A 26643-nucleotide genomic window follows, 5' to 3' on the forward strand; every position below is an offset into this window, starting at 1 on the left:
CTTCATGGTGAAGTGCGACGATATTTCAGCGTCAGCAGGAGCGGATGTCAAGGCTAAAATACATACATGCATATACAAGTTGGAAGGGACTCAATTTCCACTTTGATCGGGTGCATCTCCCTGCCCTTAATACATGCAGATACGTTGGCAACGAAACCTCTCCGTCTTGCGTCGCAGCGTTGCCGTCAGCTGTTTTTGGAAGGGGAATAGCGGCTGCCGAGCGAGTAGCGGCTGCCGGCATAAGTCAGCCTGCTGATCGTTGCCACCACCGCGCCCGTCCATGTCCGGCGGTGCAGGAAAAGGCAGCAGGCGCCGACATCGATGCCCAGATGCCGCGCCGTCTCGGCATCAGCCGGTATCGCCGAGATGATATGCTCGACCTCGGTCACCGGGGTTTTCTGCATCAGGTAGTCATAGGTCGCCGTCTTCGAAAAATCCTGCTTGTCGTAGTCGGGTATCAGAGTCGGATTGACGAAGCGCTCTTCCAACTGCACCGGCAGATCGTTCTCGAAATTGACGACAACGGAATGATGGATCGAGACACGTTTTGGAAATTCGAACGACAGCGCCAACTCCTTTGTCGGCATGATCGTTTCGAGCACGAGGACTTCGGAGCGATGCCTGTTGCCGCGCTTGACGATTTCCGCCGCGATATTGTTGATCTCGATCAGCGCGGATTGCGGCCGCGGTGGCGCAATGAAAGTTCCCACACCTTGCAGCCGGGTCAGAAATCCCGCCGCGGTCAGTTCGCGCAAGGCGCGGTGCACCGTCATCCGCGATACGCCGAGCGACGCCACCAACTCATTCTCGGACGGCAGCTTGCGATCCTTGCTCCACTTGCCGGTTCCGATATTCGTCAGAATATAGTCCTTCACCTTCTCGTAGAGAGGGCTGGCCGTATCGGGCAAAGTGATCATTTCAAAGTCCTTTCCGGCGATTGATCGGAAATCACAACGGCTCGACAGGTTGCCGCATGCGAATGATTGTTTTCAAGCCGTCGCTGCGCCCCGCCAACAGCCGCTCGTAGGTGGCGGGAATCTCATCCAGGCCGATCTCTTGATCGATCAGGGCCAGCAGCGGTTCGCTGAGTTCACCCAGCATCCGGACGGCCTCGGGCAGCTCGTCGGCAAAGGCGTGGCATCCCAGCAACCCGATTTCGCGTTCGACCAGGATGTTGGGGTCGATGTCGAGCCTGCCATGGAAGATGCCGATCATCGCAACCGTGCCGCCGGGATCGAGAACGCCGAGCAACTGGTTAAGTGCCGTAACGCTGCCTGTCGCTTCGACGGCCGCGAGCAACGGGGCATTGGCGGTGGCGATGGCAACGGCATCCCGGTTCAGGTCGACGATCGTTGCCCCGGTCACCCGCGCCACCCGGGCGCAACGGGCCAGGTTGCGGTCGGCGACCAGCACGGTACCAGCGAAGGTGCGTGACAGCAGCAGCGCGGCGAGACCGCCGATGGGTCCACAGCCGACGACCAGCACGGAACCTGCCGTTTTCGGCAGCCGCCGCACCGCGTGCAGCGCCACCGCCAGCGGCTCGGCCATCGCCGCTACCCGCTCGTCAAGTGCGGCATCGATGACATGCAGCAGCCGTGCGGGCAGCACCGCCTGTTCTGCAAATCCGCCGTCGCAGATCTCGCCCACGAAGCCCAGATCAGTGCAGAGATGCCACCTCCCGGCGCGACATTGCGCGCAATCTCCGCACCAGAAGCGGGAATCGGCAATCACCCTGTCGCCGACGGCGACCGTATCGACGCCCTCGCCAATGGCGATCACCGTGCCGGTCAGCTCATGGCCGGCCGTCGAAGGCGACCGGCTTATCCATTGGCCGGTGCGGAAATTGTGCAGGTCCGAACCGCAAATGCCGGCGGCATCGACCCTCAGCTTCACCCAGCCCGCATCCGGCGTGCCCGGCGCGGCGATGTCCTCGACGCGCAGGTCGCCGGGTCCATAAAGTCGTGCGGCCTTCATCGCGATCGTTTCCGCTCAGCCGGCGAGATAGCGGTCGCGGATCTCCGACACCGCGTTCTCATGCGAGCTGAAGCCCTCGTAGCGGGCGAGCCTGCGCGCATGCAGCGCGAGTTCAGGATAGGCCGCCGAGGTCACATAGCCGACCGACGAGCGCTTGACGAAATCCGTCACCGAAAGTGGCCCATAGGTTCGCGCCCAGCGGCTGGTCGGCAGTACGGCATTGGGTCCGAGGACGAAGTTGGCAAGGGTCACCGGCGTGTGCGGTCCCATGAGAATTTCGGCTGCCTCGGTGATGCGTCCCAGATGCGCGAACGGCTCCTTCGACAGGATCTCGAGATGTTCGGGCGCATAGTCGTTGATGAAGCGGTAGCTGTCTTCCAGCGACGCGGTCAGCACGATGCCGCCGCGCTTTCCCGTCAGCACTGCGCGCGAGAACTCAACACGCTGTTCAGTCATCCGCGACCAGTGATCCGGAAGTGCAGCGAGTGCTGCTTCGGCGACCTTGCGGCTGTGCGTCACCAGATAGGCCGAGGAATCCGGCCCGTGCTCGGCTTCGATGAGAAGATCAAGCGCGGCAAGGCCGCCGTCGACGCTGTCATCGGCAAAGATGATCGCTTCCGACGGGCCGGCTGGAAGACCCGTATTGATGACGGAGGACAACACGCTCTTGGCCGCCACCACCCACGGGCTGCCGGGACCGACGATCTTGAGTGCGGGCTTCACTGTCTCGGTGCCGTAAGCGACGGCGGCGACGGCTTGCGCGCCGCCGCATTTGTAGACGGTCCCGACGCCGGCAAGGCGCGCGGCGACCAGCGTTGCAGCGTCCACCGAACCATCCGATGTCGGCGGCGTCACGATGGCGATCTGCGGCACGCCGGCAATCACCGCCGGTACCGATGTCATCATCGTCACCGACGGGAAGGCGCCCTTGCCGCGCGGCACGTAAAGCGCAACGGAAGCGATCGGCGTGTATCTGTCGCCGGCATAGGCGCCCGGCCGGACTTCCTTGAGCCACATTGTTTCCGGCTTCTGCTCCTCATGGAAATGCCGGATGTTGTCGATGCCGAACTGGATGCTCTCCACGACATCTTTTTCGACCTTGTCGAACGCCGCGTCGAACTCACTCTCCGACACCTGCAGTTCACCCTCGGCGACATTGGCCTTGTCGAGTTCCCTGGCAAACCGGATCAAGGCGGCGTCGCCTTCGTCCTTGACGGCCCGGATGATCGGCCGGACCTTCTCGACGAAGACCGTCAGATCGGTCTCGGCGCGCTTCAGCAGACTGGCGCGCTGGTCGGCATCGATGGATGACAAATCGTGGAAGCTGATGTCGGACATGGCAGCTGGTTCTCCTGGGACTTTTCGAACGCAATGACGGCTGGTCGGCCATCTTTCGGCGGGCCGACGGGTCGACCCGGGACGAGGATCAAAACCATCGCGAGGCTTCGCTCGGACAAAAAGTATATACATGTATGTATGATGGTCGCCAGCAATTTTTCCACCGTCCTTCCGGTCGAAACTGCCGAGGCAAACCGCTCCCATCAGATCGAGGCGAGAAAGCCGCCATCGACCGGGATGGACTGGCCGGTGATGTAGGCCGCGGCATCCGAAGCGAGGAAGACGGCGATGCCGTGCAGATCGCGGAGATCGCCGAAACGGCGCTGCGGAATCTTGGCCAGCATCGACTGCTGCCATGCTTCGCTGCTGTAAAACACGTCGGTCATCGCCGTCCTGAAATAGCCCGGCGCAATGGCGTTGACCCGGATGCCAAGCTCCGCCCACTCCACTGCAAGCGCCCGTGTCATGCCGAGCAAGCCCGACTTGGACGAGCCGTACGGCACCGCCGTGGGGATTCCGACTTCCGATGTCAGCGAACACAAATTGATGATGGCACCCGACCGGCCGGCGTCCCGCATCTGCCGTGCGGCGGCCTGGGCACAGAAGAACGCTCCCTTCAGATTTGTATCGACGATCCTGTCCCACAGCGCCTCATCGACATCGAGCGAGGGCCGCACCTCCTCCATCCCGGCATTGTTGACGAGAATATCGAGACCGCCAAGCAGGCCGGCGGCCTCGGCGGTTGCTGCCCGGCACCGCTCGACATCGGTGACGTCAAGCGCGATGGCGTGCGCCACCCCGCCGGCCGCGCGGATGGCTGTCGTCGTCGCCTCAAGCGAAGCCAGGCCGCGGGCCGTGACCGCGACGTCGGCGCCGGCTGCGCTCAGCGCCTCGGCGATGCTGCGCCCGATGCCACGGCTTGCGCCGGTGACAAGCGCCTTCCTGCCGGAGAGATCGAAGAGAGAAGCATTGCGCATGTGATCCTCCTTGCTGTGCCGGCTTCGGTTTCGAGGCTATCATATCATATTGCATATACAAGCATATACAAAGTACTTCAGCTGCGCTGCTGATGGCATCATTCGCCGCATGAGCACCCTTGTCATCAATGTCGACGGCACATTTTATTTGGCCTCGAACCGGACGCAGGTCTTAACTTTCGCGGCGTGGGTTTTTACATCCCTTGGCGTCTGCAAACCATTGACGCTTGAGGAGGCTCCTTTGCAGCAGCAACCAGACTCTGTCGCCGCCCGCCGATTGGGCATTCTCATCGAGCAGTATGTGGAAGCGCGCAAAAAGCGCTACGACTATGTGTCGACCGAACACGCCTATCGGGCCATCCGGCAGGTCCTCAAACCCGCCATTCCCGATCGCGAACTCGACGACATGGTCGCCTCGCATGCCGTCAAGAAGGGCTTGGCAGTCGTTTTCGACCGCCAGACCAAAGCGTCCGCCGATGATATTCCTCCGGGGATCCGGTCTTAGATCAACGCATGCCTGCCGGCCGCGTCAGGCCGCCGACCAATAAGCGCCGGCATCCGCGCCCGGTTTGTCGAATACAGGACGGTTGTCCTGTTTTGCCATGCCGCGCAGAAAATCGCCAACCATGCCGTGACCTTTGCGAAGCAATGGGCTCTACTCGTCTTCCGAACCGCCCGCAGTCGGCTTGCCTTCTATCACCTGCCGCAAGGCATCGTTGATGCGATCCTGCCAGCCGGGTCCATCCTCCTGGAAATAATCCAGAACGGCTCGGTCGATCCGGATCGAAACAAGCTCCCTGACACCTGGAGCGGCCGAGGGCTCACGAACCGGAGCAGCCGGCTTCTTCACCGGCTTGAAGGCGGCCTCGGCGGCCGTCATCGGATTTGTCGGTCGGCGCGGGGAATTAGCCATTGGGTGACCCTGACTGAAGATGATTCGTGCCCGGTGCTGCACGCTTGCGCCATCTTAGCCCAACCGGCGCCGTCGCGCAGGTCCTTTTGGTTTCGAGCGGCCGGCAACGGTCGGGCGCACTCTTCGCGGCCCGCTCTGGCGTTCGTCACTCGGCTGCCTGAAGAATTTGTGCGTCGACGATAACCCTGATTTCGGCGCGGCAGGAGCCGCAATTCGTTCCGGCATGCAGCGCCGCGCCGATTGCCGCGACGCTGCCGCAACCCTGACGCACCGCTTCCGCGATCTGGTTGGCGCCGACGCCGAAACAAGAGCAGACGATGGCGCCGCGGTCGGCGTCGATCCCGCCGGGCCGCCCGGCCACGATCGCCAGCCTGCCGCGCCGGTCGACATAATCGGCACTCAACTGTTCCGCCGCCCAACCACGCGAAACGGCAACCGGACCGGGCGCGACGAACAAGGCCCCGGACAATTGATCGCCGTCGAAGGCAGCGATGCGATGCTGGCCGGCGTCGCGGTCATGATAGGCGAGGATTTCGGCGCCCGGTGACGTGCCGAACAAGGAGCCGGCGAAGCCGGACCAGTCGATGTCGTCATCGCCAAAGGCAAGCTCGACCCGCCAGCCGCCTTTGCATTTGGCCACGGCCCAGTAGGCCGCTATGTCGAGTTCCGGCCTCCGCCGCGTCACCGCGAAGCCGAAGGCTTTCGCTGCGAATTTCTCGATACGGGCAGCCACGTGTTTCAGCGCCGGCTGGCCGGAAATCGGGTCGGTCAGCGGCGCGGTCAGCGCATCGAGCCGGCCCTTTGCCGCAAACTGAGCGGTCCAGTGCATCGGTGCAAACAGGCTGCCCTGGCGCTGGCGTGCGGTCACAAGCGCGCGCACCAGCACGTCGCCGCGCGGGCTGGAAACGCGCGCGATGTCGGCGTCGCCGATGCCGTAAAGCGCGGCATCCGCCGGGTGGATTTCGACGAAGGGCTCGGCGATGTGCTGGGAAAGCCGCGGGCTTTTCCCCGTCCGCGTCATGGTGTGCCAATGGTCGCGGATACGGCCGGTGTTGAGGATCAGCGGATAGTCCGGGCTGGTGCGGATTTCTGTAGTGGGGCGGATGGCAATGAAGCGCGCCTTGCGGTCGGGTGTGTAGAAATTGCCGTTGGCGAAGAAGCGGGTATGTTCGCCTTCTGGTTTAAGTCCAGCCTGAGCGCCCCCCTCTGGCCTGCCGGCCATCTCCCCCTCAAGGGGAGAGATTGGCAGCTTCGGCGCTTCGCTCAGTTCTGCGACGCTGGAGATTGGTGAAAGCCCGTATGACAGCCGATCTCCCCCCTTTAGGGGGAGATGGCCGACAGGCCAGAGGGGGGTGCCTTGCCTCGGCGCCGGCCACTGGAACGGCTCAAGCGCCTCATACCCCTCCGCATCAACCCCGGCATAAGCGCCAATATCGAAATCCCGCGCGCCATCGTTCTCGAACCCCGACAGCGCGGAATGCTCGGCAAACACCTCCGCCGGCGTGGCATGGGAAAACGCCTCGCCAAAACCCATCCGCTTGCCCACCTCGGCAACAATCCGCCAGTCCGGCAGCACTTCTCCGGGCAGGTCCAAAAAAGTACGCTGGCGCGAGATGCGGCGCTCGGAATTGGTGACTGTGCCGTCCTTCTCACCCCAGGCGGCGGCGGGCAGCCGCACATGGGCGTGGCGCACGGTGTCGGTCTGGGCCAACACGTCCGACACCACGACGAACGGGCACGCCTTGATCGCCGCCTCGACGGCGTCGGCATCCGGCATCGAATCGACCGGGTTGGTGGCCATGATCCACAGCGCCTTGATGCGCCCGTCGGCCACCGCCTCGAACATCTCGACCGCCTTCAGGCCGGTTTTTTCGGCAACAGTCGGCGCGTTCCAGAAGCGCTGCACGCGGTCACGATGTTCCGGGTTTTCGACTTCCATATGGGCGGCCAGCATGTTGGCCATGCCGCCGACCTCGCGGCCGCCCATGGCGTTGGGTTGGCCGGTCACCGAAAACGGCCCTGCCCCCGGCTTGCCGATGCGGCCGGTGGCAAGATGGCAGTTGATGATGGCGTTGACCTTGTCGGTGCCCGAGGATGACTGGTTCACCCCCTGGCTGTAGACGGTCACCGTTTTCGCGGTCGCCGAAAACAGGCTGTAGAACCGGCCAAGCTCATCCTCGCTCAGGCCCGTGGCGGCGGCAACGCCGGCCAGGTCGAGCGCCGACGCCGCGAAAAGCGCCTGCCCGAAGCCGGTCGTGTGCGTCGTGATATAGGCGCGGTCGAGCGCATTGTGCTGGCCGAGATAGGCCAGCAAGCCGGTGAACAGGGCAACGTCGCCGTCCGGCGCGATCGCCAGGTGCATGTCGGCGATGTCAGCGGTCATCGTGCGACGCGGATCGACCAGCACGATCTTCATCTCCGGCCGCTTTTCCCGGGCCGCCGCGATGCGCTGGTAGAGCACGGGATGGCACCAGGCGAGGTTGGAGCCGACCAGCACGATGAGGTCGGCAAGCTCCAGATCCTCGTAGGTTCCCGGCACCGTATCGGCGCCGAAGGCACGGCGATGGCCGGCGACTGAGGAGGCCATGCACAGGCGCGAATTGGTGTCGATGTTGGCCGAGCCGATAAAACCTTTCATCAGCTTGTTTGCGACGTAATAGTCTTCGGTCAGAAGCTGGCCGGAGACATAGAAGGCAACCGAATCCGGGCCGTGCTCGGCGATGGTTTGCGAGAAGGTCGAGGCGACCAGGTCGAGCGCCTCGTCCCAGCCGGCGCGGCGGCCGTGGATCTCCGGATGGAGCAGCCTGCCGTCAAGGTCGACGGTCTCGGCCAGTGCCGAACCCTTGGAGCAGAGCCGGCCGAAATTGGCCGGATGGTTGGGGTCGCCGCGGACGGACACTTGCCCGTCCGCGGCGACCTTCGCCAGCACGCCGCAGCCCACCCCGCAATAGGGGCAGGTGGTCCTCACCTCGCGCGCTTCTTCAATTTCCATGTGTCAGGCCGCGCGGCTCGCCAGCGCTTCCAGCGCGATGAACAGATGCTCGCCTTCGACCCGTACCGGAATGGTCCGCACCGCGCCCTCGTCAGCGCCGAGCGCCTTGCCCGTCTCCAGCGAAATCACCCAATTGTGCAAGGGACAGGTCACGGCCGTGCCATGCACGATGCCCTGGCTGAGCGGTCCGCCCTTGTGCGGGCAATGGTCGTCGATGGCGTAGACCTGATCGTCGGCGGTGCGAAAGACAGCGATTTTCCCCTCAGGCGTGGCGACGCAGCGGGCGCCGCGGCGCGGAATGTCGGAGATGGAGCCTATCGATACCCAGTTCATTGAGCTGCCTTTGCTTGATGTGAATGCGCCAAGGCACCCCCCTCTGTCCTGCAGGACATCTCCCCCTCAAGTGGGGAGATTGGCAGCGTTGATTTTGTCGCCCATCTTGCAGCGTTGGAGATTGGCGGAACCTTTGATGAAGGATGATCTCCCCCCTTGAGGGGGAGATGGCCGGCAGGCCAGAGGGGGGCGGCTCCCGCAGACATCTCCATCACTCCGCCGCCTGCGCAAAGCCGACCCAGGCCATCGGCCGGAATTCGTGCTTGTCCTTGCCGGACACGCGTTCCGACCATGGATCGACCTGGGCGAATTTCTGGCTGAAGACGAAGCGGTCGTAATAGGCCTTGCGCTTCTCCCCATCGTCCATGATCTGGCGCTTGATCTCGGGGATGCCGACGCGCTTGGCCCATTTGTAGATGCGCTCGAGATAGCGGCCCTGCTCGCGGTACATCTGCGTCAGCGCAACGATATGCTCCAGCGCCTCGTCCTCGGTCTTGACCAGTCCGAGCACTTCGGTGCCCTTGATGTCGAGGCCGGCAGCCCCGGCAAAATGGATCTCGTAGCCACTGTCGACGCAGATGACGCCGACATCCTTGCAGGTCGCCTCGGCGCAGTTGCGCGGACAGCCCGACACCGCCATCTTGACCTTGGCCGGGGTCCACGAGCCCCACATGAATTTTTCGATGCGGACGCCAAACCCAGTCGAATCCTGCGTGCCGAAGCGGCACCAGTCGGAGCCGACACAGGTCTTCACGGTGCGCAGGCCCTTGGCGTAGGCATGACCGGAGACGAAGCCGGCCTGGCCGAGATCCGCCCACACGGCCGGCAGATCCTCCTTGCGGATGCCGAGCATGTCGATGCGTTGGCCGCCGGTGACCTTGACCATCGGGATCTCGAACTTGTCCACGACGTCGGCAATGGCGCGCAGTTCGGCGGCGTTTGTGACACCCCCCCACATGCGCGGTACCACCGAATAGGTGCCGTCCTTCTGGATGTTGGCGTGGACGCGCTCGTTGATGAAGCGTGACTGGTAGTCGTCGGCATAGTCGTCCGGCCAGTCGCAGACGAGATAATAGTTGAGCGCCGGCCGGCATTTGGCGCAGCCGCAAGAGGTCGTCCATTCCAATTCCTGCATGACCGCCGGAATGGTCTTCAGGCTCTTGGCCTTGATCAGCCGGCGCACCTCGTCATGGCCGAGCGTCGTGCAGCCGCACATCGGCTGCACCGCCGCCGGATTGTATTTGTCGCCGATGGTCAGCACCATCAGCTTCTCGACCAGCCCGGTGCAGGAGCCGCACGAGGCCGATGCCTTGGTGTGCGCGCGCACGTCGTCGAGCGAGGTCAGGCCCTTGGCCGTGATCGCGCCCGTGATCTTTCCCTTGCAAACGCCGTTGCAGCCGCAGATTTCCGCATCATCCGGCAAGGCTGCAACGGCCGCCATAGGGTCCAGCGGGGCACCCCCCTGGTAGGACTGGCCGAAGATGAGCGTATCGCGCATCTCTGAAATATCGGTCTGCTTCTTTTTCAGATCGTTGAACCAGGCGCCGTCGGCCGTCTCGCCATAGAGTACGGTGCCGATGATACGGTCGTCCTTGAGCACCAGACGCTTGTAGACGCCGGCGGAGGCATCGCGCAGCACGATCTCCTGGCGGTCATCGCCCTCGGCGAAATCGCCGAGCGAGAACAATTCGATGCCGGTGACCTTGAGCTTGGTCGGCGTGTCCGAATGGATGAAAGCCGCGGCCTCGTCGCCGGCGAGCTGGCTGGCTGTCACGCGCGCCATTTCGTAGAGCGGCGCGACCAGCCCATAAACCTGACCGTTGACCTCGGCGCATTCGCCGAGCGCGTAAATATCGGGGTCGTTGCTGCGCATGCCCGCATCGACGACGATGCCGCGATTGACGGCGATGCCGGCTTCCTTGGCGATTGCGGCGTTCGGTCGGATGCCAACCGCCATGACCACCAGCGTCGCCGGAATGATGGTGCCGTCGGCAAGTTCCACCTGCTCGACTTTGCCGTTTCCGGTGATCGCCTGGGTGTTGGCCTTGGTGATGACCTTGATGCCTCGCTGCTCGACTGCGCGCTGCAAGAGGTAGCCGGCAGCCGGATCGAGCTGACGCTCCATCAATGTCGGCATGACATGCAGCACGGTGACGTCCATGCCTTGCGCATTCAGCCCGGCTGCCGCCTCCAGGCCGAGCAGGCCGCCGCCGATGACCACGGCCTTGGCCCGCGACTGGGCGGCAAGCATCATCGCCCGGACGTCATCCAGATCGCGATAGGTCAGCACGCCCGGCAGATTGTGGCCGGGCACCGGGATGATGAACGGCACCGAGCCGGTGGCGATGACGAGCTTGTCGTAGGGCTCGGTAACGCCATGATCGGACGTGATGGTCTTGGCCTCCCGGTCGATGGCAACGATCTTGTGGCCCTTGTAGAGGGTGATGTTGTTGGCGATGTACCAGCCATCGCCGTGGATGATGATTTCCTCATAGGCCTTTTCACCGGAGAGAACCGGCGACAGCATGATGCGGTCGTAATTGACGCGCGGCTCGGCGTTGAAGATGGTGACCTGGTAGCGGCCCGGAGCCTTTTCCAGGAGATGCTCAAGCATGCGCCCAGGGGCCATGCCGTTGCCGATGATGACGAGTTTTTCGGTCATATTCCTGATCCGCTCCGGTCTCACTCAGCCGCGTATGAAAGGGCTGGGGCTTCGGCAGATGCCGCACGCTCCATCCGCCGAATACTGAACTGCATCCAGGCAAAGCAAGCGACGACGATGACAAAGAGCAGCATGAAGCAGCTCGACCAGACGCCCGTGAGGTCGTTGAGCGCGCCGAAGGCAATCGGCAGGACGAAACCGCCGAGCCCGCCGATCATGCCGACAACGCCGCCGACTGCGCCAACGCTGCCTGGATAGTAGGCCGGTATGTGCTTGTAGACGGCAGCCTTGCCGAGGCTCATGAAGAAGCCGAGCACGCTTGCGACGGCTATGAAAGCCAGCGGCCCGATGGCGAAGTGGAAGGCGATCGGCCCGGTAATGCCGTGCACGATATAATCCGTGGGCGGCAGCGACAGGATCAACGCGGCGACGGACGACACCGCGAAGGTCCAATAGAGCACGGTGCGAGCGCCGATCCGATCGGAAAGCACGCCGCCATAGGCGCGGAAGACACTCGCCGGGATCGAATAGGCTGCGCCGATCATGCCGGCGGTCGCGATGCCGAAGCCGTAGACGCCGATCAAGTAGCGCGGCAACCACAGCGACAGTGCCACGAACCCGCCAAAGGCGAAGAAGTAGTAGAAGGCGAAGCGCCAGACCTGCACGTTCTTCAGCGGCGCGAATTCCTCCCAGAACTTTCTCGCCGGTGCCGCCTTGCCGGCGCGGCGCTCACGTATGACCGGGTCGTCGCCCGTCGTGAACCAGAAAACGACGGCCATGACGACCAGCGCGGCCGCCCAGATCAGCGCGACCGACTGCCATCCCCAGGACAGAAACACGAACGGCGCCAGGAACTTGGTGACCGCGGCCCCGACATTACCGACACCGAAAATGCCGAGCGCCGTACCTTGCTTGCCGGCAGGGAAGAAGCGCGAAACATAGGCGACACCGACGGCGAAGGAGCCGCCGGCCAGCCCGACGCCGAGCGCGGCGATCAGCATTTGCACATAGGTGTGCGCAAAAGCCAGCAGGAAGGTCGCGACCGCCGCAGCAAGCATGGTCGCGGTGTAGACCAGCCGCCCGCCAAAGCGGTCCGTCCAGATGCCGAGCAGCATGCGTACGAGCGAGCCGGTGAGAATTGGTGTGCCGACGAGCAGGCCGAACTCCGTCTCGTTCAGCCCAAGCTCCGTCTTTATGCGGATGCCGATGATTGAAAAGATCGTCCACACCGCGAAGCAGACGGTGAAGGCGATGGTGGACATCATGAGCGCCTGCCGGGAAGCATTGTCCTGGCTCGGCGCGGCTGGGAGATTTGCGGTCATTATCAGGCTCCGGTTTGCGGCGTGGGAGGCACCGCCCTTGTCTGTTCGTTCACGGCTGTCAGCGGCGCGGCATCGGCGAACTGGTTGAAACCGACCTCTGCGCGGTCACACTAAGGCCCTTGCCGTCAGTCTTGGCGCCTGCGGGAAAGAGGAGGAGCGCAGCGGTGAACAGCGCCGCCGTCAGCGCGCTGCTGGCCAGAAAATCGCGGCGCGCGAAGTCCGCGAGGGAAGCGCCAGTTCCGATCCGTTTCGTCATCATCGTCTCCGGTTGGGCGCCGCTTGTGACCAGCGCCGTCGATCGCGTGTTCGGTCAAAACAAAAAAGCTGCCGGCCAGGCCGCCGCGTCCGTTTATCCGGGATCGCGTATTGGCCTGAGCAGCAGCTTTGCTTGTGGCGCCCGCCATTGGACGCCGTGTCACTTGGCCCTTGCGGACCTACATTCTGATAAGCAGGAAGCGTGCCAATTCGACAGCGCTCTGAATTATCGAATGAAATCAATGTGAACCGCAGCCGCACGACTTTTGACCAAGCCCGGCAGCGGATCAAAGATTAGTCAGAATGCCTTGCACAGCAGCATAATATTTGTGCAATGCGGTATGCTGCCCATTGCCGGTGCAGATTGTTTTTCGGTCACGGCCTTACTCCGCTGCTTCGACGAAGCGGTGGCGTTCGTAGAGGAACTTCAGCACCGCCTCGCGGCAGCGCAGGAAGGTGCGGTCGGAAGAGAGTTCGACGCGGCGGCGCGGCCTGGCCAGCGGCACGGCAAGCACCTCTCCAATGGTCGCCGCCGGGCCGTTGGTCATCATGACGATGCGGTCGGAGAGCAGCACCGCCTCGTCGACATCATGGGTGATCATGATCGTCGTCGAGCCGAGCCTGGAATGGATGTCCATCACCGCGTCCTGCAGATGGGCGCGCGTGAGCGCATCCAGTGCGCCGAACGGCTCGTCGAGCAGCAGGATCTTCGGCTCCATGGCCAGCGCCCGGGCAATGCCGACGCGCTGCTTCATGCCGCCGGAGATTTCCGCCGGGCGCTTGTCCTTGGCATGCGCCATCTGCACGAGATCGAGATTGCGCATGATCCAGTCATGCCGCTCGGCCCTGCTCTTCGAGCGACCGAAGACCTTCGACACGGCGAGGTTGATGTTTTCGTAGACGGTCAGCCACGGCAGCAGCGAGTGGTTCTGGAACACGACCGCGCGTTCGGGTCCGGGGCTGTCGACCTCCTTGTCCTCGAGCAGCACGGCGCCGGCGGACACCTTGGTCAGCCCGGCGATCAGGTTCAGCAGGGTCGACTTGCCGCAGCCGGAATGGCCGATGATGGAGACGAATTCGCCCTTGTCTATGGTCAGCCGGATGTCTTTCAGCACCTCGCTGACCTGGATGCCGCGGGCGAAGGATTTGTCGATATGGTCGAGTTTCAGATAGGCCGTCATCGCCCCTCCCCTCACTTTGCCGTTGTGCCACGGGTGACGAAGGCGCCGACCGCAGCGACCAAACGGTCGAGGCAGAAACCGGTGACGCCGATATAGGCGAGCGCGACGATGATGTCGGGCAGCCGCGACGAGTTCCACGCGTCCCAGATGAAGAAGCCGATGCCGACGCCGCCGGTCAGCATTTCGGCGGCGACGATGGCGAGCCAGGACAGGCCGATGCCGATCCTCAAGCCGGTGAAGATGTAGGGCGCGGCGGCCGGCACCATGATTTTCACGAAGAACTCGAACTGGTTGAGCCGCAGGATGCGCGAGACGTTGCGGTAATCCTCGGGGATGTTGCGTACGCCGACGGCGGTGTTGATGATGATCGGCCAGATCGAGGTGATGAAGATGACGAAGATCGCCGACGGGCTGGAATCGCGAAACGCGGCCAGCGACAGCGGCAGCCACGCCAGCGGCGGCACGGTACGCAGGATCTGGAACACCGGGTCGAGACCGCGCATCGCCCAGATCGACTGGCCGACCAGCGCGCCGAGCGCCACGCCGACGATCGCCGCCAGGCCAAAGCCGATGGCAACGCGCTGCAGCGAGATCAGTACGCGCCAGGCGAGCCCGATATCCTGCGGGCCATTGTCGAAGAACGGATGCGCGATCAAATCATAGGCCTCGTTCCACACCTGACTCGGCGGCGGCAGGCTTGATGTCGGCGACGAGCAGGCGATCTGCCAGACGACCAGCATGATGGCAATGACGATGGCCGGCGGCACCAGCGCCCTGGCCAGCTTGCCAGCGATGGCGAGCAGATCGAAGCGGCGCCGCGTCTTGGCGGTGAAAGCGATCACCGCCGCCGGTTTCGCGGGGAACGCCTTCACCTTTGTGTCCTCGATAGTCTGGATCGACATGTCCGGGAAAAACTCCGTGGTCGGGATTTGCGACAAACGGCGCGAGCGCCGCTTGCGTGCGGCAACGGCGCAAGCGGCGCCGCTGCGCTTGGGGTCGACAAACGGCGCACTGCGCCGTTTGCGGCGGTCAAGCCGAGGCCTTGATCTTCAGGCTGTCGAGATAGGCGGACGGGTTGGCCGGATCGAAGATCTTGCCGTCGAAGAAGGTCTCGACGCCGCGCGACGACGACGCCGGGATGTCGGCTGCCGCGACGCCAAGGTCCTTGGCCGCCTCGCGCCACAGATCCTCGCGGTTGACCTGGTCGACCAGCGCCTTGAGATCGGTGGACGGCGCGAATTTGCCCCAGCGGATGTTCTCGGCGAGGAACCACGTATCGTGGCTCTTGAACGGATAGGAGACGCCGCCTTTCCAGAACTTCATGTAGAGATCGGTGCCGTTGGCGACGCGGCCGTTGCCGTAGTTGATGTCGCCCTTGAGGCGGCCGATGATATCGGCGACGGGCACGTTCATCCATTGCCGCTTGCCGATGATGGCGGCCATCTCGTCCTTGTTCTCGCTGGCCTCGCACCATTGCTGGGCTTCCATCACGGCCATCAGGATCGCCTTGGTGGCGTTCGGGTACTTCTCGATGAATTCGGCGCGCAGGCCGAGCGCCTTTTCCGGATGCCCCTTCCACAATTCGCCTGTCGTGGCAGCGGTGAAGCCGACGCCCTGGTGGACGAGTTGCTCGTTCCATGGCTCGCCGACACAGAACACGTCCATGTTGCCGACCTTCATGTTGGCCACCATCTGCGGCGGCGGCACGACGATGGTCGAGACGTCCTTGTCGGGATCGATGCCGCCGGCGGCGAGCCAGTAGCGCAGCCACAAATCATGCGTGCCGCCCGGGAAGGTCATGGCGGCCTTGATTTCTTTGCCGGCCGCCTTTTTGGCGGCGAAGGCGTCCTTCAGCTTCGAGGCATCGAGGCCGACACCGGTGCCGGCATATTCCTGGGCGACCGAAATGCCCTGGCAGTCGTAGTTGAGCCGCGCCACGATCGCCATCGGCATCGGCTGGTTGTTCTGCGTCACCTTGCCGGTGTGCATGAGATAAGGCAGCGGCGTCAGGATGTGAGCGCCGTCGATGCCGTTGGCCGCGCCGCCGAGCATCAGATTGTCACGTGTCGCGCCCCAGGAGGCCTGTTTGAGCACCTCGACATCGGGCATGCCGAACTTGGCGAACAACCCTTTCTCCTTGGCGATCATCAGCGGAGCCGCATCGGTCAGCGCGATGAAGCCGAGCTTGGCGCCTGTGACTTCCGGAGCGGCAGTTGCGGCATGGGCGCCGGAGGGCAGCAGCGCACGCGCGGCCGCCAGGGTTGCCGCGGTGGCAGCACTTGCCATCAGGAAATTGCGGCGAGTCATTCCCTCGAGAGGGGCTTCAGTCTTGATGCGTTTCGTCATCATCGTCTCCCGTTGGGCACTGCTTGGGATCAGCGCCGTCGATTGCGTGTTCGATCAAAACAAGAAAGCCGCCGGCCAGGCCGCGCGCGTCCGTCCATCCGGGATCGCGTGTTGACCTGAGCGGCAGCTTTGCCTGTAGCGCCCGCCATTGGACGCCTGTTCCGTGACCCCGAGAAGAGTCTGCTTATTACAAAGCAGGAACCATGCCAGTTTCGGAATGGATGACAAATATCAATGATATCAATGAGATGCCACAATCGTCGGCGCGCCGGCCCGCCGGGCGAGCAAGCCAAAGATTGTTCATTAGCGCTGGTGCACGCACAACTTTTGTGCAATGCACAAGAGTGGCGCGGAAATGATCAGTCGTTAGTGTGAGCCGACTTCTGGCCGGCAATGTAGGCGTCGATCTCAAGGGGATCGAATATCTGGCCGTCGAAGAAACCGTCCGGGCCGAGCACCAGGCCGGCCCCTGTCGCGCCGACCGCGGTTGCCACTCTCAGCGCGCCCTCGACCTTCGAATTGGCGCCGGGAAGTGCTACGCCAAGCGGCTTCAGCGCCGAACGATAGAGATCGGGCCGGTAGCAGTCACGGGCGATGGCGAGATTTTCCGGCGTGTGCGCCACATGCCCCCAACGCACCATCTGCGTGTAGAACCACAGCGCATGGCTCTTCCAGGGAAAATTCGCCGCCTTGTCGAAGGGCAGGAAGAAGTCGTCGATGGTCCGATCGGCCCCGCCGCCCAATTGGAGATGACCGGTCAGGATCGGCATCTGGACCGCCGGCGGCAGGCCGAGAAAACCGGCCTGCGCCATCACCGCGGCCAATTCACCGTGGTTGGCCGGATCCTGGCACCAGCGCGCCGAGTGATGCAGCGCGCGCAGCAGTGCCGCCAATGCCGCAGGATTCTCGTCCGCCCAGGCCTTGCGCACGCCGATCACCTTCTCCGGGCTGTTGCGCCATATCTGCGCCTTGACGGTGACGATATGGCCCGTGCCGGCAGCCACCGAGGCGCTGTTCCAGGGTTCGCCGACGCAATAGCCGTCGATCCGCCCAGCGGCCAGCGCGTCGGCCATGAAGGGCGGCGGCACGATGACGATCTCGATCTGCCGCTCTGGATCGATGTCGCAGGCGGCGAGCCAGTAGCGCAGTTCGTAATTGTGCCCGGAATGCGGATGCACAACCGCGAAGCGCAACGGGTCGTAACCGGCCACGGCACGCTCGCGGATGAGCGCGCCAAGTGCCGCACCGGCACGCGCCGGGTCGAGATCGGGTTCGGCGCCATGCGCCGCCATGCCGGCCCAGACGGCGTTGGAGATGGTGACGCAATTGCCGCCGAGCCCGAGCGAAAACGGCACGATGGTCTCCGAAGCGAGCGGCGTCAGCCCGAGATTGCAGGCGAGCGGCATCGGTCCCAGCATATGCGCGAGATGGAAGTGGCCGATGGCGATGCGGTCGCGGATGTTGGCCCAGGACGTCTCGCGATGCAGCGCAAGCTCGATGCCTTCGCGCGCGGCAAAGCCAAGCTCGCCGGCCGCGACCAGCACGGCGCTGTCGAAAAGCGGCATGAAGCCGGCGGTGATCTGGTGCTCGGCGCCCATGCTCATTCGTCCTCCGCCGGTCCCAGCAGCCCGGCGGCAGTCACCAGGCTCTGGGCGATGTCGCCGATCTTGCGGTTCTGGTTCATCGCCGTCTTGCGCAGCAGCGTGTAGGCCGCCTCTTCGGAGAGGCCACGCGACTTCATCAGGATGCCCTTGGCGCGATCGATCACCTTGCGGCTCTCGAGTTCGCCGCGAACTTCTTCCAGTTCGCGCGCCATGCGCGAAAAAGCGTTAAAGCGGCTCACCGCCATGTCGAGGATCGGTTTCACGCGCTCTTGCCGCAGCCCGTCGACGACATAGGCCGAAACGCCGGCGTCGACCGCCGCCTCGATCGAGGCCTGATCGGAACGGTCGACGAACATGGCGATCGGCCGCTTCACCGCGCGCGACAGCTGGAACATGTTTTCCAGCATGTCGCGGTTCGGATTTTCGAGATCGATGACGATGACGTCAGGCTCGATCTCGGCGATCCGCCGCGCAATGCCGCTCACGTCATGGATGACGGTGACCAGCTCATGCCCGGCCTCGCGCAGCCCCGCCTCGATGATCGCGGCGCGGATACGGTTTTCGTCGATCACCAGGACGGCGAGAGAAGTTCGGACCATGCCTGCATTGTGACCAAGCGAAGGAATTGTGCAATGCGGTATGGTCGAACAATCCCGACATTCGCTGAAACCGGCGATTAATGCCGCGCGGCTGAAGTCAGCAGGCCCTATGACACCAACGCCGTCGTCATGCGCACGGGCGAAGCGCGAGCAGTTCCTTGGCCGTCGCAAGTCTCCTCGACACGGCCTTGCCGGAATCGGAACTGTTGGACGAAACGGCAGTCAGGAACCCGAGGATCGCCGCAAACGCCACGCGGACCGCCTCCACCTGATGCCTCCAACCCTGTATGCCGAACCAGGGAAATGAAAGGGGCTTCCGATACCTCTCAGTCGACCAGTTGCTCGACCATCGACTGAACGAGAACCCGCTTGGCAGGCCGACCGAGAAGTAAAGCAGAGGTGCTCAAGACCAAAAATCGGAATGCCTGCGGTTTTATGTCGTTCTTCGGTCTCAACAAAAGCTGTGACTAATCGGCCTACCGCGCCTTCGCTAATATCCGCATCAAATCGGCTTTTGTAGTAATCTCATCTTGAAAACCTCGGCCGAGAATCAGCCGGGTTGGCGGGCGGCTGGTTGTGGCGACACTCAACGCGCAGGTTCTGGATTTTTTCGACTGGTGGCTCGACGAGCTGCGAGGGGTCCGGGCGCGGCTTGCGCCCAAACAAAGGCAAGCCACCACCTGCGACTGGATCGTCAGCGTGGCCGATGACGGCATCCGCGCCCGCGAGGCCAATGCGCCGGAGTTCCAATCAATCCCGTTGGCGCTCACCGCCGCTTCGGACGAGGTTCTGGCGCTTCTTCAGGGCGGGCCTCGGCGCAAGCGGCCGACCTTCGATATCCGCATTGAGCCCGGGCTGTTCCTGACCCGGCAACTGGCGGCGCGGCGGCTGCCGCTTCGCCAGGCTCGGGACATGGCCGAGCTCGACCTCCTGGCCTCGACGCCGATCGATCCGGCGCAGGTGCATGTCGTCTTTGCCAGGCACGCCGAGCAGGACTGCTTCTACCATGTCGTCAAGGCGAAGACACTTGCTGCGGTGCTCGAAGCGGTCCGCCGGGCTGGTGGATCGGTCCGCTGCCTATCGCTGTTGCAGCCGCACAGCGTGCTGCCGGCCGATCCGCTCAGCCTCGCCGCCGTCTGGCCGCCGAGCGCTGGCGACCGGAGCCGCAGAACTATAGGGATCGCGGCCTGTTCGATCCTGGCCGGAGCCATGCTGGTCACCTTTGCTCACGCGCATTGGCGCAGCTGGCAGGCGGGTGCCGAACTGGACGCGCAGATCGCCGATGCGCAGGTGCAGGCCAAGGCGGCACGCACCTCGCTGCAGAAGCGCCAGGCCGGCATCGAGCAGATCGAAAGAATCCGCCAGGAAAAGAAGACGACGGCGTCGCTGGTCCGTGTCTGGGCCGAGCTGACGCACCTGCTTCCCGACACGACCTGGCTGACCGATCTTTCGGCCAAGGGCGACGACCTGACCATCACAGGCTTTTCGGCCTCCGCCGCCGAGCTGATCCAGCCGCTCGACGCCTCGCCGTTGTTTTCGGCGCCCGAATTCGCCTCGCCCGTGGTCAAGGTTCCCGGCCAGGAGGGCGAACACTTCACCATTACGGCAAAGATCGGAGCGCTCTAGCGATGCTCTTCGCCATCCTCAACACCAGCCCGCTGGTTCGCCGCCTGATCGCGCTGGCCATCGCGGCGGTATCGGCTGGCGTCCTCGCCTGGGTGGTGTTCGCGGCGCTCGACAGTGTCGCCTCGGCACAGGCCGGGATCGAGGAGAAGCGCGAGCTCCTCGGCCAGTTGCAGAGCGTGGCGGCACTGGCCAAGCGCCTCGATAGCGCCGCCAGTCCGGCAGTGGCAGCAAATCCCGAATTTCTCACCGGCGGGAGCGAAGCGATCATTCGCGGCGGGCTGCAGACCCGCCTGAACGCGATCGCCGCCGCCAATGGCGTGAACGTGCTGTCGGCCGGCAATGCACCGGTGCTCAGCGAAGCCGGCGTCGATTTCATCGGGCTGCGGGCCAACCTTTCGGGGCCGCTCGAGGGCATTCACAACGCCGTTCTCGCCATCGAAACGTCGCTTCCGGTGCTGTTCATTCGCGAGGCCACCGTGCGCACGACCGATGTCGGACCGGCCGCCGGGCACAGCGGCGACCCCGAGATCTTTGCCGAGATCCTGTTTTACGGCCCGCTGCAAACGCAAGGCGCATCGGCAGCCAGTGGGGTCAAGCCATGACCCTGAAAGTCACCGGCCTGGCGATTGCGGCCATGATCGCGGGCCTCATCCTGGTCAATGTCGTGCTCTACGGCACGCCGGTGGACATCACGCCGGTCGCCTCCGGGAAAGGGCATGACGGCGCGTTGGCATCAGCGGCGGGATCGCTGCAGTTTCCTGAGGCCGGCGATTTCAGCGAGACGTTCCAGCGTCCGCTGTTCACACCGACGCGCCGGAAAATCGTGCCGCCGCCAGTCCCGCCGCAGCCGGTGGAAATCGCCGTCGCACCGGCCGAGCAGCCGGCTCCACGGCCCGAAGCCGCACCGGCCGTTACGCCATCGCTGCTGGGCATCAGCAGAAACGGCGGAGCGGCAAAGGCGCTGCTGCGCGTCGCGGGCAGCGATGCTGCTGTCTGGTATGGCAATGGCGAGACCGTCGATGGCTGGAAGGTGTCGGCGATCGACAAGGATCAGGCCGTGCTCGAGCGTGACGGCAAGGTGGCCCACATCCTGCTTTATCCGCCATGGGAGAACCTCCCGCCACCACCACCGCCCCCTCCGCCACCCCCGGTCCCGGAATTATGAGCGGCCGCACACCTCACGACGGCGCAAGCGCAGGCAACGAAAGCCCAAGTAGCGGCTTTTCGCTGGTCGCCGTGCTGGTGTTCATGCTGATCGTCTCGGCAATCGTCGTGCCCTTCGCCGTGACGGCCAAAACGCGGCTGATGATCGCCAACAACGAGGTAGAACAGGAGCGCCTGTCGCTGCTTGCCGAGGGCTTGGGCAATCTTGTTGCGAGCGAATTGACCGGCGGCTCGGGGACAAAGACGTTTGCGCTGGATTCCACACCGGCGGCGTGCCGGTCGGGTGCGTTCAGCTTCGATGTGCGCGTCCAGGATCACGGCGGGCTGATCGATCTCAATGCCGCCGACGACAATTTGCTGGCGCTTGGTTTCGCATCGCTTGGCTTCGAGCAGCAGGCGTCGCAAGCGCTGGCCGAGGCCGCGCTCCGGTTTCGTGACAACGCCAAGCTGTTTGCCGGCCAGCCCGGGCCAAGAAGCGCCGTCGGGCCGCCGCAAGACAAGCAGGCGCCGTTCGAATCTGTGTCCGAACTGCAGGAGTTCGCTGCCCTTGCGTCAGTGCCCCTGCAGGCCCTCCATGCCGCCTTCACGGTCAACTCGAAGCGCGGCACGATCAGCGCCGATCGTGCACCGAACCGTCTTCGCGCGGCCCTTGCCACTGGTTCCAGCGCCGCGCTTGTTCAGGCTGCCGAGGCATCGGCCTACACGGTCGACGTGGCCGTCAGACGCGACGGATCCGGCATCACGGGTCAGGCCGAGTTCATCATCGAGAAATCTCCGGTGAGCGACACGGCGTTCCGGCGCGTCTCGCGAAGCCCTGCGCGTGACGCCGGCACATTGCCGGCAGGCGCCGGCAGTGCCGGCTGCGAGGTGCTTTTCGGCAGCGAGGCCGCACAGCTCCTGCAGGGGTGGAGCTCATGAACGCCCCCGTCCAGCCCCAGGGGACCGAGGCGTTTCTGGCCTTTCTCGAAGGCGAGAAGGTGCTGACTGCGCACGCGGCCCAGCGCGCATTGGGAGCATCGCGAACATCAGGACACCCATTCGATACGGTGATGACCGAACTCGGACTGATCGGCGAGCAGGAGCTTGCCAACAGCCTCAGCCGCTACCTCCAGGCACCGACGGTCGAGATTCCCGAACAGATCAGCCCCGAAATGCTGGCAAGCGTGCCGTTGGTCTACCTGCGTGCAAACGCGATCCTGCCGCTGCAAATGGATGGCGAGCGGCTAGTTGTCGCCGTCGCCGATCCCTTCTCGTCGGCAATGATCGACGCGCTTGCCTTTCACTATGAGCGGACACTGGCGCTACGCATCTTGCCGAGGCGCACTATCACCGAATGCATCGATCGCATCGAGCAATCGGCTCTGGAGGCCGTTTCAAATGGCGGCGGCGGTGGCGAATTCCTGGATTTCGGCCCCGACGACCTCGAACGATTGAAGGATTTTGCCCGTGAGGCGCCGATCGTCCGCTTCGTCGCCGAGACCATCCACAAGGCTGTCGATGCAAGGGCCACCGACATCCACATCGAGCCGCTCGAGGATCACGTCCGCATCCGCTTCCGGCATGACGGCATGCTGTCGACCGTCGATACCGCATCGATTGCGATGCTGTCCGGCATCTCCACCCGCATCAAAATCCTGTCGCGCCTCAACATTGCCGAGCGGCGCCTGCCGCAGGATGGACGCATGCGCATCGCCGTGCGCGGCCGCGACGTCGACCTGCGCGTCTCGGTCATTCCGTCGATTCACGGCGAAGCCATCGTACTTCGAATTCTTGACCGTGCCGGCGTCGAATTGAAATTGGAGAAACTGGGTTTCGACGGTGTCGCGCAAGGCAAGATCCGCTCCATGTCGCAAGCCGCCAACGGCATCGTGCTGATCACCGGGCCGACCGGCAGCGGCAAGACGACGACACTCTATTCGATCCTCGCCGAGCGTTCGCGGCCGGACGTCAAGATCTTCACGGTCGAGGATCCGGTCGAATATCGCATGGCGGGCATCACCCAGTTGCAGGTCAATCCGGCGATCGACCTCGACTTTGCCGCCGCCCTGCGTTCGATCTTGCGGCAGGACCCCGACATCATCCTGCTCGGTGAAATTCGCGATCGCGAGACGGCGCAGGTCGCGGTCCAGGCGGCGCTCACCGGCCATCTGGTGTTCTCGACACTTCACACCAACAGTGCCGCGGGCGCGCTGACGCGGCTTCGCGACATGGGCATCGACGGCTATCTGCTCGGCGCGACGATCCGGGGCGTCATCGCACAGAGGCTGTTGCGCCGTGTCTGCCCGACCTGCCACGGCGCCGACCAAACCGGCCCGGCCTGCCGCACCTGCAACGGCTCCGGCTACAGCGGGCGCACAGTGACCTACGAAATGCTGCAGGTATCGCCGCGCATCGCCGAGCTTATTGACCAGGGCGCCGGCGAAATGGAGATCGGGAAAATTGCCGCCGAGGACGACCTCGTGCCGATGTCGGTCCACGCAACCGCCCTTGCCCGATCGCAGGTCACCACGATGGACGAAGTCCGGCGTGTCATCGATCTCGCGGGAGGGGGCTGATGCCGGCCTTCGCCTATCGCGCCTATCTCGTCGACGGCAGCACCGAGACCGGCATTCTCGATGCGTCGACCAAGCAAGATGCGGCGCGCAAACTGGCGCAGCAGGGCCGCCGTTCCTTTCACCTTGCGCCTGTGAGCGGCGACAAGCAGCAGCTTCGCCTGCCCGGGCGCAGCGCGCTGACGTTGACCCGCAAGGTCGATCTCGGCCGTCTGTTTTCCGAGCTTTCGGTGCTTCTGAATGCCGGGTTCACCGTCGACCGCGCCCTGCATGCGGTCATTTCGGGCGAGGCCAACGGTCAGCGGCGTCAACAGCTGCAATCGGTGCTCGATCTCACAACCGGCGGCCGGCCGATCGCCGAGGCCTTTGCCGGGCTGCCGGGTATCACCTCCGACGTTGCCGCCCTGCTCGCCAGCGGCGAGCGCAGCGGCAAGATGGCCTATATATGCCAGCGGCTGGCGGACACCTATGAGGCAACGGCCAAACGCCGTGCGGCAATTATCGAGGCTCTGGCCTATCCTGCCTTCCTGCTGCTGGTGATGAGCGGGGCGCTGGTCATTCTGGCGACGGTCCTGGTACCGGCGCTGGAACCGATTTTCGAAGGCTCATCTGCTCCCAAGCCGTTCACCATGACCATGCTTTCTGCATTCGGCACGGTGTTCCGCGACTATCCGTTCGTCTTCCCGCTGGCGGCGGTCCTCGGCCTGCTTACCTGGCTTTTTCTGTCCCGATCCACCGGTGCGAGAAAACGCCTCTCGCATTGGCTGTTGAAGATCCCGCTGATCGGCGCGCTGGTCAGGGATGCCGTGATCGCGCGCTATCTGGAAACGCTTGCGCTGCTGCTCGGCAATGGCGTGGCGATGACCGAGGCGCTCGGCCTGGCCGCCAATGTTTCCAGGCAGAGTTCGCTGGCGGCAAGCTTTGCGGCGATCGAAGAAACCGTCGCCAACGGCGCCCGCCTGCATGGCGCGATCGTCAAGGCAGGGATTTTCGACAATGCGACGATGTCGCTGGTCTCGCTCGGCGAAGAGGCGAATGCCCTTCCCGTGGTCCTGGATCGGGCCGCGAAAATGCTCCAGCTGACGCTGACGCGCCGGATCGACACTGTGCTGAAGCTGCTGACCCCGGCTTTGACGATTTCGCTCGGCTTCCTCGTCGGCAGCCTGGTCATTTCGGTGATGACCACGATCCTCAGCATCAACGATCTGGCACTGCAATGACAGCTGCGTCGAGAGCCGGCGCGCCGGCGCACGCAACGGCCGGATTTACTCTGGTCGAGATGCTGGTCGTGCTGGCGATCATGGCCCTCGTCGCGGCCATCGCTGCACCGGGGCTGGTCAGCAACTATCGCACCAGGAACCTGGAGACACTGGCCGGCGAGATCACCATGCGGCTGCGCCTGTCGCGCACATCGGCGATCGCCGCCGCCAGGCCCAGGCAGGTTCTCGTCGATCTCGGCACCCGCACCTTCCGGTTCGGCGAACAGAACACGCTCACGCTGCCGGACGATGTCAAAATGACCGTGACCACCGGCCAGGAGACCGTCATCGCCGACCGGCAGACAGTCCTGACCTTCCTTCCCGATGGCAGCGCTTCCGGCATGGACATCTCGCTGCTGCAAAAAGGGCGGACCGCGCGCATCGCGGTCAACTGGCTGACCGGGCTTTCAACCTGGCGCGCGCTGCCATGACGGCGCCATCGTCTCAACCGACCTCCGAAGACGGATTTTCGATCCTGGAGATGATCGTCGCCATGACCATCCTGGCGCTTGTGCTTGGCATCGCCAGCCAGTCGATCGTTCTGGCGAGCCGCAGCATCGCCGCGGCCAAGCGCCAGGTCGAAGCCGCCAGGACGGTGCGTGTGATGCTGGCCGACTACGAAGCCCGGACACAAACCACGGCGCCAAACGGCTGGACCCTGAAGACGTACACGATAGAAATGTCGAAGGCCAAGGTGACGGCTGTGCTCATAGAAAAGACGGGCGGAGCGTTTCCAGGCAAGCCGTTTCTAACCTTCGTGCCGGTGCAGGAGCCCGGTGCTCAATGAGCGGCCTGTTTTCCCGCGCTCACTCGAAAATCCGCGCCGTCTGCCGGCCGGAGCGCCGTTCAGGCATCCCCCTGCCCGACGCCAGATCATCAAGGGGACCATCGGCATCAGTCGAGGGATTTGCGCTGACCGACGTGTTGGTCGGGCTGGCCCTGATCGGCGTGATCACATCGCTGATGATGGTCTTCCTCGGCCAGGCTCGAACCATGCTGCGCATCGAAAAGGCGACCGAGTTCCAGATGGAGGTCGATTCCGCATCGCGGTTTCTGGAAACGGCGATCAGCCATGCCGAGCCCTTGCCCTTGTCGAAGTCGTCGCCGGACCAGGTGCTTTATCTCGACGGCGATGGTTCCCGGATCGAGTTCAACGCCGTTCAGGCGATCGGCTTCAAATCCTCCGCGCTGCGCGAAATTGCAGTTTCGCTTGGCGGAAGTGCACTGGCCATTGTCCAGAAAACACGGCGCGGCAGCGGACCCGGCGCGTCGACGCAGAGCCAGCCGGTGCGGCTGCTCGGCGGTGTGAACGCCATAAGATTCGAATATCTCGACGGTTCGACGGCTGGTTCATCATGGTTGTCGAACTGGAATGCGCCGCGGCGCCTGCCCGCCGCAGTGCGGTTCACCGTGTCGGTTCAGCGCGATGGTGCCGCCTTTTCGGCGAGCGGTTTTGCTCGCCTCGATCTGGCCAATGCCCGGCAGCTGCCGGGCATGAACGAAACACAGCGCCCCGAAACACAGCGCCGACCATAGAGAAGAAATA

At 63.9% G+C, this 26643-nt stretch carries 26 protein-coding genes; 12 read left to right on the forward strand and 14 right to left on the reverse strand.

The features are described 5' to 3' along the window. Positions 1-185: 185 nt before the first annotated feature. From hutC to X744_RS155425, 4 genes are all read right to left on the reverse strand, one after another. Positions 186-917, reverse strand: coding sequence for a histidine utilization repressor (hutC, locus tag X744_RS155440; RefSeq protein ID WP_023759583.1), 732 nt, complete (start codon positions 915-917; stop codon positions 186-188). A 31-nt stretch (positions 918-948) separates the two neighbouring features. Beyond that, entirely contained in the window at positions 949-1974 is a 1026-nt protein-coding gene (locus X744_RS155435) for a zinc-binding dehydrogenase (RefSeq protein WP_023759584.1), read from the reverse strand. Positions 1975-1989: 15 nt separating this feature from the next. Continuing rightward, complete coding sequence (gene hisD / locus X744_RS155430; RefSeq protein ID WP_023759585.1) at positions 1990-3312, reverse strand: histidinol dehydrogenase; 1323 nt, start codon at positions 3310-3312, stop codon at positions 1990-1992. 203 nt (positions 3313-3515) lie between these two features. Further along, on the reverse strand, positions 3516-4289 hold the full coding sequence (locus X744_RS155425; protein ID WP_023759586.1) for a 3-oxoacyl-ACP reductase family protein: 774 nt from the start codon (positions 4287-4289) through the stop codon (positions 3516-3518). A 109-nt stretch (positions 4290-4398) separates the two neighbouring features. Here X744_RS155425 and X744_RS0136945 point away from each other — a divergent pair, with 109 nt between their 5' ends. After that, positions 4399-4794: a hypothetical protein gene (locus X744_RS0136945; protein ID WP_023759587.1), complete on the forward strand. Its 396-nt coding sequence runs from the start codon at positions 4399-4401 to the stop codon at positions 4792-4794. A gap of 150 nt (positions 4795-4944) precedes the next feature. Here X744_RS0136945 and X744_RS155420 read toward each other — a convergent pair whose 3' ends face one another. From X744_RS155420 to X744_RS155400, 5 genes are all read right to left on the reverse strand, one after another. After that, entirely contained in the window at positions 4945-5202 is a 258-nt protein-coding gene (locus X744_RS155420) for a BrnA antitoxin family protein (RefSeq protein ID WP_023759589.1), read from the reverse strand. A 145-nt stretch (positions 5203-5347) separates the two neighbouring features. Next, positions 5348-8194 carry a nitrate reductase gene (locus tag X744_RS155415; RefSeq protein ID WP_023759590.1) on the reverse strand — a complete coding sequence of 949 codons (2847 nt, stop codon included), beginning with the start codon at positions 8192-8194 and terminating at the stop codon, positions 5348-5350. A gap of 3 nt (positions 8195-8197) precedes the next feature. After that, positions 8198-8527, reverse strand: coding sequence for a nitrite reductase small subunit NirD (gene nirD / locus X744_RS155410; RefSeq protein ID WP_023759591.1), 330 nt, complete (start codon positions 8525-8527; stop codon positions 8198-8200). Between the two features lie 211 nt (positions 8528-8738). Further along, a complete protein-coding gene (gene nirB, locus X744_RS155405) occupies positions 8739-11189 on the reverse strand; it encodes a nitrite reductase large subunit NirB (RefSeq protein ID WP_023759592.1) in 2451 nt (816 codons plus the stop codon). A 20-nt stretch (positions 11190-11209) separates the two neighbouring features. Then, on the reverse strand, positions 11210-12511 hold the full coding sequence (locus tag X744_RS155400; RefSeq protein WP_023759593.1) for a nitrate/nitrite transporter: 1302 nt from the start codon (positions 12509-12511) through the stop codon (positions 11210-11212). A gap of 164 nt (positions 12512-12675) precedes the next feature. Between X744_RS155400 and X744_RS1000000173710 the strand changes: the two genes are divergently transcribed. Further along, on the forward strand, positions 12676-13014 hold the full coding sequence (locus tag X744_RS1000000173710; protein ID WP_156938549.1) for a hypothetical protein: 339 nt from the start codon (positions 12676-12678) through the stop codon (positions 13012-13014). Positions 13015-13149: 135 nt separating this feature from the next. Here X744_RS1000000173710 and X744_RS155390 read toward each other — a convergent pair whose 3' ends face one another. The 3 genes from X744_RS155390 to X744_RS155380 all read right to left on the reverse strand — a co-directional run bounded on the left by X744_RS155390 (position 13150) and on the right by X744_RS155380 (position 16293). After that, positions 13150-13947 (reverse strand): ABC transporter ATP-binding protein, encoded by a 798-nt coding sequence (locus tag X744_RS155390; RefSeq protein ID WP_023759595.1) that lies wholly within the window; start codon positions 13945-13947, stop codon positions 13150-13152. 11 nt (positions 13948-13958) lie between these two features. Further along, on the reverse strand, positions 13959-14849 hold the full coding sequence (gene ntrB, locus X744_RS155385; protein ID WP_023759596.1) for a nitrate ABC transporter permease: 891 nt from the start codon (positions 14847-14849) through the stop codon (positions 13959-13961). Positions 14850-14976: 127 nt separating this feature from the next. Continuing rightward, positions 14977-16293: a CmpA/NrtA family ABC transporter substrate-binding protein gene (locus X744_RS155380; protein WP_023759597.1), complete on the reverse strand. Its 1317-nt coding sequence runs from the start codon at positions 16291-16293 to the stop codon at positions 14977-14979. On the opposite strand from X744_RS155380, the gene X744_RS1000000176005 reads away from it, so the two are divergent. Further along, the gene (locus X744_RS1000000176005; RefSeq protein WP_023759598.1) at positions 16280-16408 is read left to right on the forward strand and encodes a hypothetical protein; all 129 of its coding nucleotides are present in this window, start codon (positions 16280-16282) and stop codon (positions 16406-16408) included. The two genes, X744_RS155380 and X744_RS1000000176005, sit on opposite strands and share 14 nt — an antisense overlap. Before the next feature lie 244 nt (positions 16409-16652). On the opposite strand, the gene X744_RS155375 is transcribed toward X744_RS1000000176005, so the two are convergent. Both X744_RS155375 and X744_RS155370 read right to left on the reverse strand, forming a co-directional pair. Further along, positions 16653-17891, reverse strand: coding sequence for a CmpA/NrtA family ABC transporter substrate-binding protein (locus X744_RS155375; RefSeq protein ID WP_031260277.1), 1239 nt, complete (start codon positions 17889-17891; stop codon positions 16653-16655). Positions 17892-17893: 2 nt separating this feature from the next. Continuing rightward, complete coding sequence (locus X744_RS155370; RefSeq protein WP_023759600.1) at positions 17894-18496, reverse strand: ANTAR domain-containing response regulator; 603 nt, start codon at positions 18494-18496, stop codon at positions 17894-17896. 576 nt (positions 18497-19072) lie between these two features. Between X744_RS155370 and X744_RS155365 the strand changes: the two genes are divergently transcribed. The 9 genes from X744_RS155365 to X744_RS155325 are packed head-to-tail and all read left to right on the forward strand — an operon-like array spanning position 19073 to position 26633. Beyond that, a complete protein-coding gene (locus X744_RS155365; protein ID WP_023759602.1) occupies positions 19073-20122 on the forward strand; it encodes a PilN domain-containing protein in 1050 nt (349 codons plus the stop codon). Between the two features lie 2 nt (positions 20123-20124). Then, a complete protein-coding gene (gene gspM, locus X744_RS155360) occupies positions 20125-20724 on the forward strand; it encodes a type II secretion system protein GspM (protein ID WP_023759603.1) in 600 nt (199 codons plus the stop codon). Next, entirely contained in the window at positions 20721-21287 is a 567-nt protein-coding gene (locus tag X744_RS155355) for a hypothetical protein (protein WP_023759604.1), read from the forward strand. Before gspM ends, X744_RS155355 begins: the two co-directional genes overlap by 4 nt. After that, complete coding sequence (locus tag X744_RS155350; protein ID WP_023759605.1) at positions 21284-22204, forward strand: hypothetical protein; 921 nt, start codon at positions 21284-21286, stop codon at positions 22202-22204. The genes X744_RS155355 and X744_RS155350 overlap by 4 nt, the downstream gene beginning before the upstream one ends. Next, positions 22201-23841, forward strand: a complete 1641-nt coding sequence (locus tag X744_RS155345) for a GspE/PulE family protein (RefSeq protein WP_023759606.1) — start codon at positions 22201-22203, stop codon at positions 23839-23841. Before X744_RS155350 ends, X744_RS155345 begins: the two co-directional genes overlap by 4 nt. Further along, positions 23841-25058, forward strand: coding sequence for a type II secretion system F family protein (locus tag X744_RS155340; RefSeq protein WP_023759607.1), 1218 nt, complete (start codon positions 23841-23843; stop codon positions 25056-25058). Before X744_RS155345 ends, X744_RS155340 begins: the two co-directional genes overlap by 1 nt. Then, on the forward strand, positions 25055-25528 hold the full coding sequence (locus tag X744_RS155335) for a prepilin-type N-terminal cleavage/methylation domain-containing protein (RefSeq protein ID WP_023759608.1): 474 nt from the start codon (positions 25055-25057) through the stop codon (positions 25526-25528). Before X744_RS155340 ends, X744_RS155335 begins: the two co-directional genes overlap by 4 nt. Beyond that, positions 25525-25884 carry a prepilin-type N-terminal cleavage/methylation domain-containing protein gene (locus X744_RS155330; protein WP_023759609.1) on the forward strand — a complete coding sequence of 120 codons (360 nt, stop codon included), beginning with the start codon at positions 25525-25527 and terminating at the stop codon, positions 25882-25884. The genes X744_RS155335 and X744_RS155330 overlap by 4 nt, the downstream gene beginning before the upstream one ends. Continuing rightward, positions 25881-26633 (forward strand): general secretion pathway protein GspJ, encoded by a 753-nt coding sequence (locus X744_RS155325; RefSeq protein WP_023759610.1) that lies wholly within the window; start codon positions 25881-25883, stop codon positions 26631-26633. Before X744_RS155330 ends, X744_RS155325 begins: the two co-directional genes overlap by 4 nt. Positions 26634-26643 lie beyond the last annotated feature (10 nt).

This window comes from Mesorhizobium sp. LNHC252B00, from assembly GCF_000502955.1.
GTDB lineage: Bacteria > Pseudomonadota > Alphaproteobacteria > Rhizobiales > Rhizobiaceae > Mesorhizobium.